The sequence below is a fragment of the Pauljensenia sp. 20925_1_27 genome (genome assembly GCF_041432835.1).
Lineage (GTDB): Bacteria > Actinomycetota > Actinomycetes > Actinomycetales > Actinomycetaceae > Pauljensenia.
In genome coordinates, this window is sequence record NZ_JAPWAH010000001.1 from 55,420 (window position 1) to 73,430 (window position 18,011).

An 18,011-nucleotide genomic window follows, 5' to 3' on the forward strand; every position below is an offset into this window, starting at 1 on the left:
CGTGATCATCGAACTGACCAGCGCGGATCTCGCCGCAGACTCGCGCCTGGACGACTACACGCGCCTCAAAGACGTCAAGCTTCGTTCCAAGATCGAACCGGAACGCGGCCTGTACATGGCCGAATCCGCGAACGTCATCGAACGCGCCATCCGCGCGGGGCACCACCCGCGTTCCTTCCTCATGTCCCGGCGCTGGCTGCCCACGCTCGAAGCGCTCATCGCGGAGGCGACGGGCGCTCCAGACGGTGCCGATGTCCCCGTGTTCGTTGCCGACGAGGACATCCTGGAGCAGATGACAGGCTTCCACCTGCACCGCGGTGCCCTGGCGGCAATGCAGCGCCCCGTCCTCCCCTCCCTTGGCGAGTTGCTCGCCACCGCACGCGCGGGCTCGCCCGCCCGCCGCGTTGTTGTCCTGGAAAACCTGGTCGACCACACGAACGTGGGCGCGGCCTTCCGCTCCGCCGCCGCACTCGGCGTGGACGCCGTCCTGGTCACCCCGCAGTGCGCCGACCCCCTCTACCGGCGATCCGTGCGCGTCTCCATGGGAACCGTCTTCCAGGTCCCGTGGACTCGACTCGAATCGTGGCCCGGGGACATCACCGCTCTCCAGGAAGCCGGCTTCACTGTCGCCTCCCTGGCCCTCTCAGACGATTCTGTCTCCCTCCACGACTTCGCCTCGTTGCCAGCCCTCCAGGGGCCGGACGCGCGCCTCGCCATGGTCATGGGCACCGAGGGTGACGGGCTCGGGCGGCGCACCATCGCCGCCTCCGACTACACCGTCAAAATCCCCATGGACCACGGGGTTGACTCGCTCAACGTCGCGGCAGCATCCGCCGTCGTCTTCTGGGCCACCAGGGGCATCGGGGCGCAGCAACACTGAGGTTATCAGCAAGCAGCGCCGTGACCGCCGTCGTACAACGAAACGAGGCCGGAGCTGGTCACCCAGCCCCGGCCTCGTCGTCGTATGTCCGACGGTTCAGCTCATGGACGCGACGATCTCGTCGATGACATCCACGCACTCTTCCCAGCCGCTCACGGCGCGCGTCGCGTAGCCGGCGGCCTTGACCGGATAGTCGTTACCTTCCGGATCCAGGCGGTCGCCGATGAAAAGCATCTCGGAGGCGGGGATTCCCGTCTCCTCGACGAGCTTGCCCATGCCGAATGCCTTGTCGATTCCGCGCGTGGTGATGTCGACCGAGGTCGAGCCACCTCCGCGCACATCGAGTTCAGGCACGTCAGGCTGCACGGCGTCGCGCAGAGCGGTCTTCTTCGTGCCATCCGGGTCCCAGGCGCGCTTCGCATCGAGCGGAGCTTCCTGGCCGAGCGCCGAGAAGGTGATCTGTGAGCCGCGGTCTTCGATGATGTTGCCCCACGGGTTGGACTCCCACAGGCCGAGCTCACGCGCGTGACGCTCGAGCGAGGCAATCGCGCGGGCTGCCACCTCGGGATCCAGGTCGTGAGCATAGCGCTCAACCCAGGCACCATCCTCGTAGCGGTAGTAGCGCGTGCCGCACGTGGGCATCAGGTGCAGGCGCGAGAGCTCCTCATCGGTGGCGTACAGGTTATCCAGCACCTGGGTGCGGAACTGACCCATCTGGCCACCGGAGATGATGCACACCTCCACGTGATCCAGCAGGGCACGCAGGGCCACGTCCATGCGGGCGGGCAACGGCGACTTCGAGGGCGCCAGGGTGTCATCGAGATCAAAGGCAACGAGCTTCACGATGCCACCCTACTGCTTCGCGGCTTCAGCGGCTTCGATAGCGCGCTGCGCGGCCTCGGTCTCCTCGTCCGACGGGACCGAGAGAACCTGCAGCATGACGACGGACGCGACGAGGCCACCCCAGACGAGCAGGATCGTCAGGATCATGAGGGCGATAGCGGGAGCGGTCACTTGGCGCCTCCTTCGATCGAAGCGGTTTCGTCAGTGTCATCAGCGAGGATCTGAGCGACCGTCGCGTGAGTGTCCACCGGGCGATGCTTCCACGGGATGAACGTGAGGATCAGGGCGGCGACCACTGCGACCGCGACGGAACCCCAGCCGAAGATCAGCACGTAGCTCGTCGGGTACTTGCCGTATCCGTGCGTCAGCAGGTCAACGATGGACATCGCCATCATGATGAACAGAACGAGCGGAATGATGATGCCGACGAGGGGCTCCCACACCTTGGGGACCTTCACGCTGGACACCGAGTTGAGGTGGGCGCGCAGCACCCCGAGGCGGGGGCCGGCGACCGCGCACAGGACGGCGAACATGATCGCCGAGGACACAACACCGATCGAGTTGATGAAGTTGTCGACGATGTCGAGGTTATTCAGGCCCGAGCGGGTGCCAAAGAGCGCCAGGGAAATGACGGTCGCGGGAACGCCGAGAACCAGCGCCGAGCGGGCGGGCGACCAGCCGAACTTGTCCTGCAGGCCACCGGAGACGACCTGGAGGAGAGAAAGCAGCGAGGTCACGCCGGCCAGAACCAACGACGAGAAGAAGAGGACGCCGAAAATCGGGCCGCCGGGCATCATCGAGATGATCTTCGGGAAGGTCACGAAGGAGAGGATCGGGCCGGTCAGGCCCTCGACCTCGGAGACGCTCACGCCGCCCTGGTGCGCCATGAAGCCAACGGCGCTGAAGACGCCAATGCCCGCGAGGATCTCGAAGGACGAGTTCGCGAAGCCGGCCACGAGCGCGGTGCCGGTCAGGTTCGACTTGCGCTTCAGGTAGGAGGCGTAGGTCAGCATGATGCCGAAGCCCACGGACAGCGAGTAGAAGATCTGCGCGAAGGCGGCCAGCCAGACCTTGGGATCAGCGAGCGCGGCCCAGTTCGGGGTGAAGAAGGCGTTGAGGCCCTCGACGGCGCCGGGCAGGAAGAGCGCACGAACGACGAGCGCGAGGAAGAGGATGACAAGGAGCGGGAGGAAGACCTTGTTGGCCGCCTCGACGCCCTTGGACAGGCCGCGTCCGATCACGAAGAGGACGAGAACCCAGACGAGCGCGAGGGGAATCATCACCGACCAGGCGGGCGCCCAGGAGAACGTGTCACCCGGGACAACCTGCAGGAACGTATCAGTGAAGAACGTCGTCGGGTCGTCGCCCCAGGCCGCGTTCACCGAGTAGATCGTGTACTGCACGCCCCAGGCGAGGACCGCGCCATAGTAGACCATGATGACGAAGCACACGAAGGTCTGGAACCAGCCGATGAACTCGCCGCCGCCGATAATCTTGCGCAGCGCCCACGGCGGTGAACCGCGGAACTTGTGGCCGACCGCGTAGTCGAGCCAGAGCATGGGGATGCCGACGAAAATCAGCGCGACGAGGTACGGGACCAGGAAGGCGCCGCCGCCGTTGGAGTAGGAGACGCCGGGGAAACGCCAGATGTTGCCCAGGCCGATGGCCGAGCCGATGGCTGCCAGGAGGAAGCCTGTCTGGCCGCTCCACGAGTCGCGCGCGCGAGGCGCGAATTTGGATGCGGAGGATGACATGAAGTGAATTCCTTGCATTCGTGTATATACGGGATAATTCCCAGCCAGACTAGGTCTGATATCCGCGGAAGTCAGCCAGAGTCCACGATACAGAACGTGTTTTTGCACTCTTTTTTACGTATTCTTGGCACACAGCAGCCACGGACAGGCCATATTCAAAGCGCCTCATAAGAGACGAACGCGTTAATCCACGAGACCCAAGGCGTGGAAAAGCGCTGCAATACCAACGACGACGGGCAGCGACGCGAAGGTCGTCACGAGGACCGTTCCCTGCGCGATCCGCTCCCCCGCCTTCGCACGAGTAGCCGCGATGTAGGCGTTCTGGGCGGAGGGAAGCGCCGCCATGATGGTCACGGACATGAGGGCGGGGCCGGTCAGCCCGAGCAGGATTCCGACGCCGCAGGCGATCGCAGGCTGAAGGGCGAGCTTGCCAACGATGGCGCAAACGGTCGCCGCAATACCGGAATCCCCGGACGCAGAACGTCGATCCACAAGGGAGGCCCCGAAGGACAGGAGAATCATCGGGGGCGCGGCGGCCCCCAGCATGGACGTGGAGACGTCGAGGAGGGTCGGCATCGGCCACCCCACAGCGGAAAACAGGAAACCGCACACCGCCGCAATGACCATGGGATTGCGCGCGACGACCCGTGCGATACCGACAATCGATGGGCGCTGCCCTGACCCCACCAGGTCGGCCAGGACGAAGAACATCGGGGTAAAGAAACCCAGCTGGAACACCAGGATGGGAACGACCGCCGACGCGTCGTTCAGGACGTAGACGGCGATCGGGATGCCGATATACGCGCCGTTGTTCAGGGACGAGGCCATGGCCCCCAAGGCGATTTCGCCGCGCGTCAGGCGCAGGAAAAGCCCCGCGACCAGCGCGAAGATGAGCGCGGTCCCGACGCCCGACGCGGCGGCCACTGCGAGCGGGGCACCGAAGACTCCCGACGTTCCAGTGGAGACAATGGCGTGGAAGAGCATCGCGGGGCTCGCCACCCAATACGTTGCCGACGCGAGTGTCCCTGCAGCCTCCGGGCCGAGCGCACCCCCACGGCGAGCAACCCAGCCGACGCCGATGATGAGAGCGATCGACAGGACCGACCAGACGATCGATACCACGGGAGTAGGAAATCCGTCAGCGCCAGGAGGCCACGGCCTCGTCGACCTTGGTCAAGGCCGAGGCGATCGCCATGTGCATGTCCAGGTACTGGTAGGAACCCAGGCGACCACCGAAGAGGACACCCTGCTCCCCCGCTGCCATCTTGCGATATGCCGCGAGCGTCGAGCGGTCAGACGGCGAGGCGATCGGATAGTAGGGTTCGTCGCCGGGGCGCGCGAATCGCGAGTACTCGCGCTGGATGATCGTGTTGGTCGCACCGCTACGATCCCGCTCGGGGTGCAGGTGGGCGAACTCGTGGATGCGCGTGAAGGGCACGTCGCGATCCGAGTAGTTCATGACCGAGCAGCCCTGGTAGTCGGGCACGTCGACAACCTCGGTCTCGAAATCGAGGGTGCGCCAACCAAGCTCACCCGCGTCGTAATCGAAGTAGCGGTCAATCGCGCCCGTGTAGACGACCGGCACCTGCCCAACCGTCGCTGCCTTCGAGAACTGCGAGGACTCATCGAAGAAGTCCACGCCCGTGTGCACGGTGATACGCGGATGGTCGACCATGTTCGCGATCCATGCGCCGTAGCCGTTCAGGGGCAGGCCCTCGTAGCGGTCCTGGAAGTAGCGGTTCTCGTAGGTGAAGCGCACGGGCAGACGCGTGATGATGGACGCGGCCAGCTCACGCGGGTCGGTCTGCCACTGCTTGGCCGTGTAGCCCGCGATGAAGGCGTCGTAGAGGGGGCGGCCAATCAGGCTGATGGCCTTTTCTTCGAGGTTGCCGGGTTCTCCCGTGATCTCGGCGGCCTGCTGCTCGATAAGCGCACGGGCCTCAGTCGGCGAATAGGCGGCCCCGAAGAACTGGTTGATCGTGCCCAGGTTGATGGGCAGGGGGTAAACGACGCCTCGGTAGTTGGCGTAGACGCGGTGACGGTAGTCGTTGAAGGCGGTGAAACGATTGACGTACGACCAGACGCGCTCGTTCGATGTGTGGAACAGGTGCGTGCCGTAGCGGTGCACCTCAACGCCGGTGGCCTCGTCGATCGACGAGTAGGCGTTTCCACCGATGTGATCGCGACGCTCGATGATGGTCACGTTCATACCGAATCGCTCCGCAGCCTCGCGGGCGAACGTCAGGCCAAAGAAGCCCGATCCAACAACGAGCAGATCCACTCCACTCCCCTTTCACGGTAGTCAGGATAATGGTAGCGGTCACCACTGCCGGGCGCGCCGTCATGTGATCGACGAGGCCGGGGCGTGGACGCGCCCAAACAGCGCCGTCACGCTCACTTATCCTTGTCTCTATTAGCTGATCGATAAGGGAGGGTCGGACCATGGTGCGCATCGCCGTCGTCGAGGACGAGGCACTCTCGCGCCAACTTCTCGCCGACTACCTTGCCCGCTACAGCGAGGAAAACGGCGTCACTTTTGACATCACCTACTTCGAGGACGGCGGAGCCATCATCGGCGACTACAGGCCCGTCTACGACATCATCCTCATGGACATTCAGATGACGCACGTGGATGGTATGACCGCTGCCCGGGCAATTCGCGAGGTCGACCAGGAGGTCGTCCTCGTCTTCATCACATCCGCTGCGCAGTTCGCGATTCATGGCTACCAGGTGGGGGCACTGTCCTACCTCATGAAGCCCCTGCCCTGGTTCGCCTTCTCACAGGAGCTGTCACGGTGCCTTGAGGCCGTCGCCAAGCGGCGCGGAGCCTCGATCCTCCTCCAATCGGGAACGTCAACGCACCGCATCGACGTCGCAGACATCGTCTACGTCGAATCGGTCAAGCACCGCCTCGATGTCCACACGATCTCGGGCACCTACTCCATCTCCTCCTCGCTCAAAGCGATGGAGGAGCAGCTCGACGGACATGATTTTTTCCGGTCGAACTCCTGCTACCTCGTGAACCTCGCCCACGTGCGCGGCGTGGCCGACCAGGAGTGTCTCATGACCGGCGGGGAGCATCTGCGCATCTCACGGCCCCGCAAGAAGGCCTTCATGAGCGCGCTGGCAAGTTTCGCGGGCGGGATCCGCTAACGTGTTTGAGTCCCTGCCCGACATCCCGCGTCTCTTCACTGCCCTCGCGGAGTGGGGGGCTGCCCTCGTGTACGTTGTCGTCGTTGCGCGATCGGCGTCCTCCAACGCGCTGAACCCACACACTGCCGTGCCCCGCTGGCGTCTCGCCGCCGCCGCATGTGGAGGCCTCGCGGTGCTCGTCGGCGCCCAGGAACTGCTCGGCCACGCTCCCCTGTCCCTGTGGGTGCCGGGCATGATGACGGCGTACGCACTCATGTGGGGTGTCATCCGCGTGGGAACCGCGCTGGACTGGCGCTGGGTGACACACATGAGTGCACGCGCCTTCATCGTCGCAGAACTCGCCGCCTCCCTCGCTTGGCAGGTCGTCGTCTACTCCCATGCCGACAAACCCTTCTGGCACCCGGTCTCAGTCGCCAAATACGCGGCGATTTCGGCGACGTGCCTGGCCGTCGTGTACGTCTGTGAACGTCGCGTTGTGCGCCAGGGGGCACTTCCCGTCTTACGCCTGCCTGACCTGGCCTCGGCAGTAATCATCGGCATCACCATCTTTGCCCTGTCCAACCTCAGCTTCGTCTCGACGGCGACGCCCTTCTCTGGGCGCGCAGGCTGGGAGGTCTTCTACATCCGCACGCTCGTGGACCTAGCGGGCTACGCGATCCTTTTCGCCCAGTTCGAGCGCATCCAGCAGAGTGCGACCGAGCGCGAGCTGGCGTCCATCCAGGCCTCCCTGGATGCCCAGCACCATCAGTACCTGGCCGCCAAAGAGGACATGGAACAGGTGGCCCGCGCCCACCACGACCTCAAGCACCAGGTCGAGGCAATTCGCGCGGAGCTGGACCCGGGACGCGCCGCCGCATCGTTTGCCGAGCTCGAGTCTTCGATCGAGCAGATCGGTCAGCAGTACCACAGTGGCAACGCTGTTCTCGACGTTATCCTCACCACGAAGGGGCGCGCGTGCGCAGCCGCCGACATCAATTTCACGGCGGTTGCTGACGGCGCGCTCCTGGGCACCATGTCGTCGATGGATATCGCCACGCTCTTCGGCAATGCGCTTGATAACGCAATCGAGGCCTCGCGCCGCGTCGACGCCCCGGCCAAGCGCCTCATTAAACTGGCACTGTTTCGTCAGGGACAGATGGTCGTCATCCGGGTCGACAATTGGTTCGACGGTCGCCTCAACACGGACGCAGGCGGACGCCTGACGACGATCAAGCCCGACACCGTCCGACACGGGTGGGGCGTCAAATCCATCCAGTGGACGGCCCGCAAATACGGCGGGCAAGCGGTCACGGACGTGGCCGACCACTGGTTCACGTTGACGGTCCTGCTTCCGTCAACACACCCCCAGGAGGACGAATGACGATCATAGACACCCCCCGCCTGCACTTACGTCCCTGGAGCGGCGCTGACGCTCCCGCGCTCTTTGAGCTCGCCCGTCACCCCCGCATCGGGATGCTGTGCGGATGGAAGCCTTTCGAGCGCATCGACGACGCCCGCCAGGCACTGTCCACCGTCCTGGCGGCACCCGACAGCTACGCGGTGACGCTCACGTCGACCGGTGAGATCGTGGGCTCGATCGCGCTGCGCATTGACGCAGACTCACCCGGGGCGACCGTCGCTGACATCGGATACTGGGTCGGCGCGCCCTACTGGGGCAACGGATACGCGACGGAGGCGGGGCACGCCATCATCGAGCGCGCGCGTGAGCTGGGAGTCGAGACGATCATCTTGAAATACTTCGACGGAAACGACGCCTCACGAAGGGTCTCAGAAAAACTCGGCTTTGCATGGCGCAAGCGCGAGGAAGACGTAGAATACCCGCTCATCGGCAAGCGCCTGACCGTCCATTGGACGGAGCTGGTGCTCGCCGGGCGCTGATGGCGTCCCTTAGTTGAAGCCGAGGACAGCCGCCGCGACCTTGTAGCCGCCGCGAACGACCTTCGGGGAGGCGTGGCGCACGAGGCCAGCGAGCAGGTCCTGACGCAGGCGATCCGTGGCCTCGGGGTTGATCTGGTCCATGGTCTCCCAGATCTGCTCCTTCAAGGCCAGGTGCTCGGGCGTGCCCGACAGCTGGGCCATGACCGAGCAGACGACGGCGTTGATACGCAGGTAGTGGACCATGTAGCGCCAGAGTTTGTCCTCAACCTCGGCGCGCGGAGGCAGCGCACGGGTCATCGCCTCGTTCACCCGCGCGAGCTGATCCAGGCGCGTGATCATGACCTTCTCGTTGACGGACTGGTCGTCGCGGCCGATGAAGTAGTGGTACAGGTCCACGTCCAGGTAGCGGATCGTGGAAATGAAGGGCAGCGGCACGAACGAGTAGAGGTAGTCCACGTAGAACGTGTGCTCGGGCATCACCAGGCCGGAGGCCCGCACGACCTCGGTGCGCATCGTCAGGGCGTGCATCATGAGGTACTGGTCGTAGCGGCATCGGCGCAGGTCGGCCCAACCGAAGGTACGTCCGCGAGGCAGAACGTTACGGTAGCGGATGACGGCCTTGACCGACTTTCCCTGCTTGTCGTAGACGTAGTTGGTGACGAGCAGGTCCAGGTCGCGCCCGGCCTCGCGTTCCTCACGCAACAAGTCGAGGACAGCGTTCGTGGCGCGCCGGTCCAGCCAGTCGTCGGAGTCGACGACGCGCACGTGCGTGCCGGTGGCGGCGGCGAGGCCGGCATTGACGGCGCCGCCGTGGCCCTTGTTCTCTTGATGAATGACCTTCACGGAGGGGTAGCGGGCGGCCCACTCGTCGGCAATTTCCGCGGTGGCGTCCTTCGAACCGTCATTGACGATGATCGCCTCGAGTTCGTCGCCGTAGCCGACGAGCGTCGTGAGCGCCCGATCAAGGTAATCTTCGGAATTGTAGGCGGGCACGATCACCGTTAGCAGCGGCGCGCTCATGGCGTCTCCTCTCGTGAAGTCTGCCAGTAGTCTACTGTGCGTCGCTGGCCTGCGCGTCCTCCTCCGAGGGTTCCTGTTTAAAAATCACCTTAAAGATGGGGAAGAACACCCAGAAGGAGATCGCCGCGTTGATGATCATCGTGATGACATCGGCGAAGGTCTCACCGCCCGCTCCCATCGCCGAAATCGCCCACGCGTAGATCGGGTCTTTGTAGAGAACTTGAAGGGCGGCGGCTGCGATCGTGATAACGACGTAGGCGACTGCGTACCAGAAGGCAGCCTTGCCCACGGACGAGTTGGATTTGAAGGTGACGTTGCGCTGCGCAAAGAAGTTGATGACCTGCGCGATCAGCAGGGTGATCTCCACGGCGAGGAAATACGCGAGGCCGCCGCCGCCCCCGACCGACATTGATCCTGCCGGGTAGTCGAAGAGGAAGACCGTGTGTCCGTGCGAGACGCCGACGGGCAGGAATTGGAACGCCGTGTCGACGAGATTCGTGTGTGCAAACAACGCCTTAAAGGCAGGCATGAGGATCAGCTGGAGGACCGTAATGCCGTTGGACAGGACGAAGAAGACGATGAACTGGGCAACCGTCGTGTGTTTGGTTTCGAAGTTCTTCCACCACCGGGAAAGAGCCTGCATGAGTGTTCCTTTACGTCAGTTGGGGTAACGAGGCCGGGGCCGCATCATCGGGTCTGGTCAAGTTCGCGCTGGGTCGCCTTGTTGGCGCGCGCGTTAGACATGAAGCCGAGGGCGGCGCGGGTGAGGCCTCGCAGCGGTCGTCCGTTCACGGCAAGAAGGATCGCGTCCACCATGTCGGGGCTTGCCGCGCCGTTCGTCATCTTGGCGAAGGCTCGGAAAGGCATATTGAGGATAAATAGGATGTTGAGATCCGGGGCCCCCTTCGCGTCGGCCTTGGCTTTCATGGCGTGGAGCCCCCGTCCGGCGACGCGGGCGAGCCAGGTCTTGGCGCGTGTCAGTTCGGACAGCGGGTCGGCTGCGCCCAGGTCGTCCGCGGGGTGAGCGGTAGGAATGGTGCGGCCCAGTAGGACGGCGAATTCTCCGTTGGTGACGCCCGCGACGTCGGCGTTCAGGTAGTGACCGAGTGCCGGATCGATTGACGAGGGGGTGGTTCCTTCCACCTCGAGGGTGGCGCTCAGCGGCGTGTCCTCCACGTTGTGCCCCACGTAGATCGTCCAGGTTCCGGCCTCGGTCTCCCATGCACCGCGCGAGGTCTCCCAGTGGCGGAAGGTGTAGCGATCGAAGGGGATGGTAACGCGCACCGACCCGCCGGCGGGAACCTCCACCTTGGCGAATCCTTTGAGCTCGCGAGCTGGGCCGAATACGCCGCCGGGGGCACTCACGTAGAGCTGGACGACGTCAGCGCCGTCTCGCTTGGACGTATTGGTGACCGTGAGGGTCGCACCGTCCTGGTTCACCTGGAGGTCGGAGTACTCGAAGCGCGAGTATGACAGTCCGTAGCCGAAGGGGAAGGCAACGTCGATGCCTGCGCTCGTGAAGTATCGGTAGCCGACGAAGGGGCCCTCGCGGTAGTAGGATAGCGGTCCGGTCGCCGGGTACCAGGCGGCGGTCGGATGGTCCTCGTGGGAACTCGCGTAGGTCTCAGCGAGTCGTCCCGAGGGGTTCACGGCGCCGGTGAGGACGTCCAGCATCGCTGCCGCCCCACCCTGACCACCCAGGTATCCGTTGACCAGCGCAGGCACCGATTCCGCCCAGGGCATCTCGACGCTGGCACCACCGGTCAGGACGACGACGGTGCGCGGATTGGCTGCGACGACGGCCTCAATGAGACGATCCTGTCCCTCGGGCAGGCGCATGTGGGGGCGGTCCAGCCCCTCAGACTCGGCGAGTTCGTCAAGCCCGACGTAGACGAGCGCGACGTCAGCGCTCGCGGCGAGGGCCACGGCCTCGGCGATGAGGGCATCACTCGTGCCGCCATGACGGTCATAACCGCGGGCGTATCCTGTCAGAACGAGGCCGCGGGCATCCTCTCCCCCGGTCTCAAGCAGCTCGCGCGGAGCCTCGACGCGTGTGGGGTTGACCTGGGAGGAACCCGATCCCTGGAAGCGCGGTGTGTCGGCGAGGTCGCCGATGAGGGCGACGCTCGTACCAGCGTGCAGAGGCAAAAGATCGTCGTCGTTACGCAGGAGCGTGATCGCCTCGGAGGCAATACGCGTAGCCAGCTGGTGATGCTCGTCGAGGTCGTAGGGCCTGGGCGCAGGCAAGCCGGCGCTCGCGCTCGCAACGTTGAGGACTTCCTGGGCGCGCGCGTAGACGTCAGCCGCGTCCAATTCCCCGGCCTTGACGGCCGCGACGATCTGACGCGCACCAGCAAGGCCGGGAGCGGGCATCTCGAGGCTACCACCGGCGCGCACCGCTGCGACGGCGCTGTTCGAACCACCCCAATCGGAGACGACCATGCCGTCAAAACCCCACTCGGTGCGCAGGATGTCGGTGAGCAGGTGCTTGTTCTCGTGGGCATAGGTACCGTTGAGGAGGTTGTAGGAGCTCATGATCACCCGTGGCTTCGCACTTCGGCACACGATCTCAAAGCCGGTCAGGTAGATCTCACGCATTGTGCGCTCGTCCACGATGGAATCCGACGCCATGCGACGCAGCTCCTGGGAGTTCACGGCGAAGTGCTTGGGGCAGGCGGCGGTTCCCGTGGATTGAATTCCCTGGACAAGGCCCGCTGCCATACGGCCCGCAAGGATCGGGTCCTCGGAAAAGTACTCGAAGTTACGTCCGCACAGGGGCGAACGCTTGATGTTGAGGCCCGGGCCGAGCAGAACGTCGACGCCGAGGCCTCGGGCCTCCGCACCCAGAGCCTCGCCCATCTCACGCGCCAGGTCGGGATTCCAGGTCGCCGCAACAGCGGACGCCGTCGGGAAGCAGGTCGCCTTCTCGGCCTGGGCGATGCCCAGGTGGTCGGCGTCGCCAAGCTGGCGGCGCACGCCGTGCGGGCCATCGCTCATGACAAAGGAAGGGACATTCGCAGCGGGGATCGCGCGCGAGTCCCAGGCACTCGATCCCGACAGGAGCGCCGCGGCTTGCAGAAGAGTGAGATCGTTGGCGTCCGTCAGTGCTGCGTGTTCCATCGTCGTGAACTGCCTTTCGTGCTCCATCGCGGGGATCGTCGATGGTTCCAGTGTGGCCCACGGGCGCTCCTTTCAATCGACCGTGCGCATGATTTGTCGTTTGCGCGGCGTATTTTGCACGTGCGAGGGCCTTTTCGCCCTGGGATAAGATGGATCCCATGACTGACACCGAGGTCCCCACACGCGTCGAGAACGAGTCCGCATCTCCCCATGCCGTCTTTGTCGACATCGACGGGACGCTGTGCGATTCTCGCCAGCGGATCCCCCAATCCGCGCTTGAGGGCCTGGCGCAGGTCAGGGAGGAAGGACACCGGCTCTTTGCATGCACGGGCCGCTCCGCGCCCGAGGTGTACCCGCGCTTTTGGGATGTCGGCTTCGAGGGTCTCGTCGGTGGCGCGGGAGGATACGCCGCCATCGGGAACCAGGTGCTCCTGGACCAGCGCATGCCCCGCGAGCACGTCGATGTCTTGACCGCCCTGTGGGAAGAACTCGACGCCTTCTATATCTGGCAGGGCCCCGACCAGATGGGGCCCAGCGAGGGATACCTCGACTTCTTCGTTCCCCGGGCGGGCAAACACCCTGAGGACTGGATCGAATACGCCCAGTCCATCACCCCCTTTATCGTGGACATCGACGGCGGTTCCTTTACCAAGGTCACAGCATATGTCCCGCCCGAGAAAGCATCGATGGAACGGGTGACAGCAGCCCTACCGGACGGCTATCGCGCGATCATCGGCTCCGTTGGTGCCGCAGGCTACGTCCCCTTCGAGGTCGTTCCGGCGCATCTGTCGAAAGCAGTCGGCATCCGCGCGATCTGCGAGCACGTGGGAATTCCGCTGACCCACACCGTCGCGCTTGGCGACTCCAACAACGACGTCGAGGCCGTAGCAACAGCAGCGGTCGGCATCAGCATCGGGGACGACTGCGAGACCCTCGTAGACGTCGCGGATATCGTCGCACCCTCCGTATCCGAAGACGGCCTGGCATGGGCTCTGCGCGCCGCCGGCCTGACGACAGTCGAGCGCACTGGGGGCCAAGGCCTCGGTGATGCACGGTGAACGGGTCACTGCAGCGCTGGCTGCACCATCCCCTCACACGTAACTCCGCCTTCATGCACCTGTGGGCGGGTCAAACCGCCGCAGAGATCGGCTTCCAGGTGGGAGCCCTGGCGACCTCGGCGATCGCGATCAGCCTCCTGCACGCCAGCGAAACCCAGATCGGACTGCTTTCCGCCCTGCAGACCCTCGCATTTTTGCTTGTCGGCTTGCCCGCCGGCGCCTGGGTGGACCGGTGGCGCAAGCGCCGCGTCATGATCGCCGCGAACCTCACGCGCATCACGGCCCTGACGTCTATCCCCCTGGCCTACATCCTCTCGTCACTGACCCTCGTACACCTCATGGTCGTCGCAACCATCCTCGGCCTATCCACCGTCTTCTTCGACGTGGCCTACCAGTCCTACGTTCCCATGATCGCCTCGAAGCGCTACATCGGCGCGGCCAACGGGCGCCTCGAGGCCTCGTACCAGGTCGGCCTTGCCGGGGGTCCGGGGCTGGGCGGCTGGCTCCTCGGCATCGTGGCTGCTCCCTTGGTCTACCTGCTGACCGCCGCCACCTACGTTGCGTCCACGTGGGCGATCTGGCGCATTCGCACGCCCGAGCCCACTCCTGTGCGCAGCGATGCCACCCTCGGCGCCCAGATACGCGAGGGCCTCGCCTTCGTGCGCGGCCAACGCATTCTCTACCCGCTCTTTTCCTGCATTGCCGCCGCGGCCTTTGCAAACGCGGGCATCCGGGTGCTGCTGCCCCTCCTCGTGCTGCGCACCCTGAGCATGAGCGCCACGCAGCTCGGCTTGTTGCTCAGCGCCGGGGCGATCGGCGGCATCCTTGGCGCTCTCACGAGGCCGGCGTGGATCACGCGCCTGGGAATCGGGCGCACCCTCGTCATCACCAATATCATCGGCATTCTCGTGATTGTCGCCCAGCCGGCCTCCATTCACACCCCGGGCATGGCCGCGTGGATCATTGCCGTGAGCGGCGTCGCGTCCTCCTACTTCCTCACCGTCTACAACGTCACCCAGATGAGCTTGCGCCAGGAAATCTGCCCGCCCGACATGCTCGGTCGCATGAACGCAATCTTCCGCTTCGCGGTCTGGGGAGTCATGCCCCTCGGATCCTTCGTCGCGGGCATCATCGCGTCATGGGTGGGCGTCGAAGCAACCATGTACATCTTCACAGCAGCGTCGATCGCGGCGGGCATCGCCATGGGCTTCACACCTGCAGCACGCATTCGAGGAACGAGCGCCGCCGACGTCTCATAATGTGACGTGCTCGGTAGGCACAAGAGTGTCTATTCACGCGCCGTCGCGATACCATAAGTGTGAGGCAAACCGCAACGGTTTCGGTGACTGAGCCAAGGAGGACACCATGGACACCGCAACGACCCTCGTCGAGGCCCTGGGCGGCTGGGACAACATCTCCAATCTCGAGGCGTGCATTACGCGCATCCGCTTGGACGCTGCCAACACGGACCTCATCGACGAGGCCAAGCTGCGCGAAGCCGGAGCCTTCGACGTCGTCATCGTTGGTGACGCCGTGCAGGTCGTCATGGGCCCCGACTCCGAGGACCTCGTCGAGCAGATGAACGCGAGCCGGTGAGCTTTCTCGTCCGTGCGCCTTTCGCTGCGCACGTCCTGCCCCTGTCCGAGGTACCGGATCCCGTCTTCGCCAGTGGCGTCGTCGGAGATGGCCGCGCGCTCCTACCGGAAGCCGATGTCACGTGCGTGACCGTTCACTCCCCCATCAACGGAGTGGTCACCAAGCTCAAATCGCACGCGGCAATTATCACCTCCACGCGCGGGCCCTCGATCCTGATTCATCTGGGCATCGACACCGTCGGCCTACGTGGCCGAGGCTTTGCTCCCCTCGTCGAGGAGGGCGACATCGTCGACGCGGGCGCTCCCCTCATCCACTGGGATCTCGGCCCCGTCCGCGCGGCAGGTCTGTCCCCCTTCGTACCGGTCATCGTCGTCAGCCCTTCCGGAGAGGCGGTTTCTCCCGAGTTCGATGAAGCTCTGCCAACGGTGGGGATTCTCAATCCGCTGTTTTCTCTTTCCGATGGTGACTGAACCCCGATCGTATGCATGAACCCCGCGGCCCTTTCGGGTCGCGGGGTTCACTTGTTCAGCGTATCGGAGTCCGTCAGCGGACGGTCCCGCGCAGCAGCGCGAACAGAGAGGTCAGGCGCTCATCCGTGGGCAGGTCCTCGATCGCGACTTCTTCCCCATCGGAATCGCACAGCGGCACGCACCAGTTCGGGTACTGGTCAGCACCCGTGCCCGGCATATTCTGCGGGCGCACATCCCCGACCGCGTCCACGAGGGAGGCGACGACCAGCTTCGACGGGGTCTTCGCAACGTAGCGGTACAGGCCCTCGACGGTCTCGCGCTCGCTGGGCTCCGCGCCGTCGATACAGCCGTACTCGTGGAGTCGCGCGCCCATCTGTTCGAGCTCAAGGCGATCGCCCGCACGCACCGTCTCGATGTCGTCCGTCAGCAGGCCAAGCTCGGAACGCAGCGTCGTCTGAATGCCGCGGATGTAGCCGAGCGTCGGCGGCAGGTCATGGATGTTGACTGCGGCCAGAGCGCGATCGCGGTAGTGCTCGGGACGCAGCGGCCAGCCGCCGCCCTCCTTTTCGAACCACACAACGGAGGTGCCGAGGACGCCACGCTCGCGCAGGTAATCGCGCACCCACGGCTCCACGACGCCGAGGTCCTCGCCGATGACGACGGCACCCGCGCGCTGGGCCTCCAGCAGGATGACGCCCATCATGGCCTCGTGATCGTAGTACACGTACGTACCTTCGGTGGCAGCGCACCCGTCCGGAATCCACCAGAGGCGGAACATACCCAGGATGTGATCGATGCGCACCGCACCGGCGTTAGCCAGCGCAGCGCGGACCATGTCACGCAGCGGCAGGTAGCCCGACTCCGCGAGGCTGCGCGGCGACCACGGCGGCTGCGACCAATTCTGTCCCTGCTGGGAGTAGACGTCCGGTGGAGCGCCCACGCTCATGCCGCTGGCAAAGAGCTCGGGACGGCTCCACTTTTCGGAACCGTAGGGATGCACGCCGACTGCCAGGTCGGCCATGACGCCAATCTCCATACCGACCTCACGCGCCACATGCTGGGCATGCTCAAGCTGTTCAGCGGCGACCCACTGGCACCACTGGTAGAAGTCGACGCGATCAGCGAGCTCGAGGCGCTCAAGCTCGACGCGAGGCGCAGAGGAACGAGCCAGATCCTCGGGCAGTTCGATCGTGCCCTCGCGCTCAACGAGGGCGCACCACAGCGCATAGTTGGACAGCTCCGAACCGCCACGCTCGATAAAGCGATCCAGCTGGCTCTGGCGGTGGTAGGAACGCGGAGCGGCGAAGATAACCTCAAGGGCCTCGCGCTTGGCCTCCCACGAGCGATCACGGTCGATCAGGTCCTCGCGGGTGGCAAACTGGCGGGTCTCGTCGCGCAGCTGCTCGATGGCTTCGCGCGAGGCCTGGGGCAGCGAGGCGTACTCCTCGATGCTCTCGGGGCGAATGTAGATCGGGTTGAGCCACCGACGCGACACCGGCAGGTAGGGGGAGGTCTCCAGCGGGGACACCGGCTGCGATGCATGGACCGGATTAACGAGCAGGAAATCGGCCCCCTTATCCGCGCACACGGCAGCCAGGTCAGCCAGATCGGCGGCATCACCGATGCCCCACGAGGAGGCTGAGCGCGTCGAGTACAGCTGAGCGTTGACACCCCAGACGCGGCGCGAGGACTCCAAGAGGGGCAGCGACAGCGTGTTCGGCACGATAATGAGGGTCGCGGATTCCACATGTCCGCCCTCGACAGTCGCCACGAGGCGATGCCAGCCGAGCGGCAGCCAATGCGGCACGTCGAAGGTCGCGCGACCGACGAGCTCGCCGTCGATCATGCGCGGCGGAACGTAGCGGTCCACCTGATCACACGCGCCCTTACGACCGTCCTCCAGCACCCACTGGACGTTCACCCACGAACCATCCGGCACATGCACCGGGAACATGTAGCCGCCACCCTGGCGGGCGACGATCGTCGGAGGAAGGGTACGACGCCATTCGCGTTCCTCGGTCAGGCGCTGAGCCTCGTGCACATCGCCCACGGTGGAAGATTCGTCGAGGGGCAGACCGAGGGCACCAAGAACCTTCAGAAGAGTGGACGCACTCACGCCCACCCAATCCCCGTACCAATTCCAGAATCCGGTGGCTATGCCATTAGCGTCAGCGATACGGCGCAGCTCATCAATGTTGTCAGATGCGGGTGCGTGAATATCCACGAAAAAGCCTTCTAC

At 64.8% G+C, this 18,011-nt stretch carries 17 protein-coding genes; 8 read left to right on the forward strand and 9 right to left on the reverse strand.

Going from position 1 to position 18,011, the window contains the following annotated elements; all coding sequences use genetic code 11:
* The first annotated feature begins 1 nt into the window (after nt 1).
* Entirely contained in the window at nt 2–880 is an 879-nt protein-coding gene (locus tag O3684_RS00290; RefSeq protein WP_500064257.1) for a TrmH family RNA methyltransferase, read from the forward strand.
* 96 nt (nt 881–976) lie between these two features.
* Here the strand turns inward: O3684_RS00290 and O3684_RS00295 are convergent, their stop codons facing one another.
* The 5 genes from O3684_RS00295 to glf all read right to left on the reverse strand — a co-directional run bounded on the left by O3684_RS00295 (nt 977) and on the right by glf (nt 5,758).
* A complete protein-coding gene (locus O3684_RS00295) occupies nt 977–1,723 on the reverse strand; it encodes an HAD-IIB family hydrolase (RefSeq protein ID WP_500064259.1) in 747 nt (248 codons plus the stop codon).
* Between the two features lie 9 nt (nt 1,724–1,732).
* On the reverse strand, nt 1,733–1,894 hold the full coding sequence (locus O3684_RS00300) for a methionine/alanine import family NSS transporter small subunit (protein WP_016461098.1): 162 nt from the start codon (nt 1,892–1,894) through the stop codon (nt 1,733–1,735).
* A complete protein-coding gene (locus tag O3684_RS00305) occupies nt 1,891–3,477 on the reverse strand; it encodes a sodium-dependent transporter (RefSeq protein WP_500064260.1) in 1,587 nt (528 codons plus the stop codon). The genes O3684_RS00300 and O3684_RS00305 overlap by 4 nt, the downstream gene beginning before the upstream one ends.
* A 183-nt stretch (nt 3,478–3,660) precedes the next feature.
* Nucleotides 3,661–4,599, reverse strand: a complete 939-nt coding sequence (locus O3684_RS00310; protein WP_500064262.1) for an AEC family transporter — start codon at nt 4,597–4,599, stop codon at nt 3,661–3,663.
* A 16-nt stretch (nt 4,600–4,615) separates the two neighbouring features.
* Nucleotides 4,616–5,758, reverse strand: coding sequence for a UDP-galactopyranose mutase (gene glf, locus O3684_RS00315; protein ID WP_500064263.1), 1,143 nt, complete (start codon nt 5,756–5,758; stop codon nt 4,616–4,618).
* A 161-nt stretch (nt 5,759–5,919) separates the two neighbouring features.
* Here glf and O3684_RS00320 point away from each other — a divergent pair, with 161 nt between their 5' ends.
* The 3 genes from O3684_RS00320 to O3684_RS00330 are packed head-to-tail and all read left to right on the forward strand — an operon-like array spanning nt 5,920 to nt 8,508.
* Complete coding sequence (locus O3684_RS00320) at nt 5,920–6,630, forward strand: LytR/AlgR family response regulator transcription factor (protein ID WP_500064265.1); 711 nt, start codon at nt 5,920–5,922, stop codon at nt 6,628–6,630.
* 1 nt (nt 6,631) lies between these two features.
* On the forward strand, nt 6,632–7,990 hold the full coding sequence (locus tag O3684_RS00325; protein ID WP_500064267.1) for a GHKL domain-containing protein: 1,359 nt from the start codon (nt 6,632–6,634) through the stop codon (nt 7,988–7,990).
* On the forward strand, nt 7,987–8,508 hold the full coding sequence (locus O3684_RS00330; protein ID WP_500064269.1) for a GNAT family N-acetyltransferase: 522 nt from the start codon (nt 7,987–7,989) through the stop codon (nt 8,506–8,508). The genes O3684_RS00325 and O3684_RS00330 overlap by 4 nt, the downstream gene beginning before the upstream one ends.
* A 9-nt stretch (nt 8,509–8,517) precedes the next feature.
* On the opposite strand, the gene O3684_RS00335 is transcribed toward O3684_RS00330, so the two are convergent.
* The 3 genes from O3684_RS00335 to O3684_RS00345 are packed head-to-tail and all read right to left on the reverse strand — an operon-like array spanning nt 8,518 to nt 12,675.
* Nucleotides 8,518–9,528: a glycosyltransferase family 2 protein gene (locus O3684_RS00335; RefSeq protein ID WP_500064271.1), complete on the reverse strand. Its 1,011-nt coding sequence runs from the start codon at nt 9,526–9,528 to the stop codon at nt 8,518–8,520.
* 31 nt (nt 9,529–9,559) lie between these two features.
* Complete coding sequence (locus O3684_RS00340; RefSeq protein WP_500064272.1) at nt 9,560–10,171, reverse strand: hypothetical protein; 612 nt, start codon at nt 10,169–10,171, stop codon at nt 9,560–9,562.
* A 44-nt stretch (nt 10,172–10,215) separates the two neighbouring features.
* Nucleotides 10,216–12,675, reverse strand: a complete 2,460-nt coding sequence (locus O3684_RS00345; RefSeq protein WP_500064273.1) for a glycoside hydrolase family 3 C-terminal domain-containing protein — start codon at nt 12,673–12,675, stop codon at nt 10,216–10,218.
* Between the two features lie 131 nt (nt 12,676–12,806).
* Here O3684_RS00345 and O3684_RS00350 point away from each other — a divergent pair, with 131 nt between their 5' ends.
* The 4 genes from O3684_RS00350 (at nt 12,807) to O3684_RS00365 (ending at nt 15,772) form a co-directional block, all read left to right on the forward strand.
* Complete coding sequence (locus tag O3684_RS00350; protein WP_500064275.1) at nt 12,807–13,706, forward strand: HAD hydrolase family protein; 900 nt, start codon at nt 12,807–12,809, stop codon at nt 13,704–13,706.
* Nucleotides 13,703–14,965 carry an MFS transporter gene (locus tag O3684_RS00355; RefSeq protein ID WP_500064276.1) on the forward strand — a complete coding sequence of 421 codons (1,263 nt, stop codon included), beginning with the start codon at nt 13,703–13,705 and terminating at the stop codon, nt 14,963–14,965. Before O3684_RS00350 ends, O3684_RS00355 begins: the two co-directional genes overlap by 4 nt.
* Nucleotides 14,966–15,071: 106 nt before the next feature.
* Nucleotides 15,072–15,302, forward strand: coding sequence for a PTS sugar transporter subunit IIB (locus tag O3684_RS00360; RefSeq protein ID WP_034467839.1), 231 nt, complete (start codon nt 15,072–15,074; stop codon nt 15,300–15,302).
* On the forward strand, nt 15,299–15,772 hold the full coding sequence (locus O3684_RS00365; protein ID WP_500064278.1) for a PTS sugar transporter subunit IIA: 474 nt from the start codon (nt 15,299–15,301) through the stop codon (nt 15,770–15,772). Before O3684_RS00360 ends, O3684_RS00365 begins: the two co-directional genes overlap by 4 nt.
* 73 nt (nt 15,773–15,845) lie before the next feature.
* Here O3684_RS00365 and malQ read toward each other — a convergent pair whose 3' ends face one another.
* Entirely contained in the window at nt 15,846–17,996 is a 2,151-nt protein-coding gene (gene malQ, locus O3684_RS00370) for a 4-alpha-glucanotransferase (protein ID WP_500064280.1), read from the reverse strand.
* Nucleotides 17,997–18,011 lie beyond the last annotated feature (15 nt).

Bases quoted from the DNA above. Each gene is read 5' to 3' on its own strand.
- O3684_RS00305 (WP_500064260.1), bottom strand. From the start codon at position 3,477: ATGTCATCCTCCGCATCCAAATTCGCGCCTCGCGCGCGCGACTCGTGG.
- O3684_RS00320 (WP_500064265.1), top strand. From the start codon at position 5,920: ATGGTGCGCATCGCCGTCGTCGAGGACGAGGCACTCTCGCGCCAACTT.
- O3684_RS00330 (WP_500064269.1), top strand. From the start codon at position 7,987: ATGACGATCATAGACACCCCCCGCCTGCACTTACGTCCCTGGAGCGGC.
- O3684_RS00335 (WP_500064271.1), bottom strand. From the start codon at position 9,528: ATGAGCGCGCCGCTGCTAACGGTGATCGTGCCCGCCTACAATTCCGAA.
- O3684_RS00340 (WP_500064272.1), bottom strand. From the start codon at position 10,171: ATGCAGGCTCTTTCCCGGTGGTGGAAGAACTTCGAAACCAAACACACG.
- O3684_RS00345 (WP_500064273.1), bottom strand. From the start codon at position 12,675: ATGGAGCACGAAAGGCAGTTCACGACGATGGAACACGCAGCACTGACG.
- O3684_RS00350 (WP_500064275.1), top strand. From the start codon at position 12,807: ATGACTGACACCGAGGTCCCCACACGCGTCGAGAACGAGTCCGCATCT.
- O3684_RS00360 (WP_034467839.1), top strand. From the start codon at position 15,072: ATGGACACCGCAACGACCCTCGTCGAGGCCCTGGGCGGCTGGGACAAC.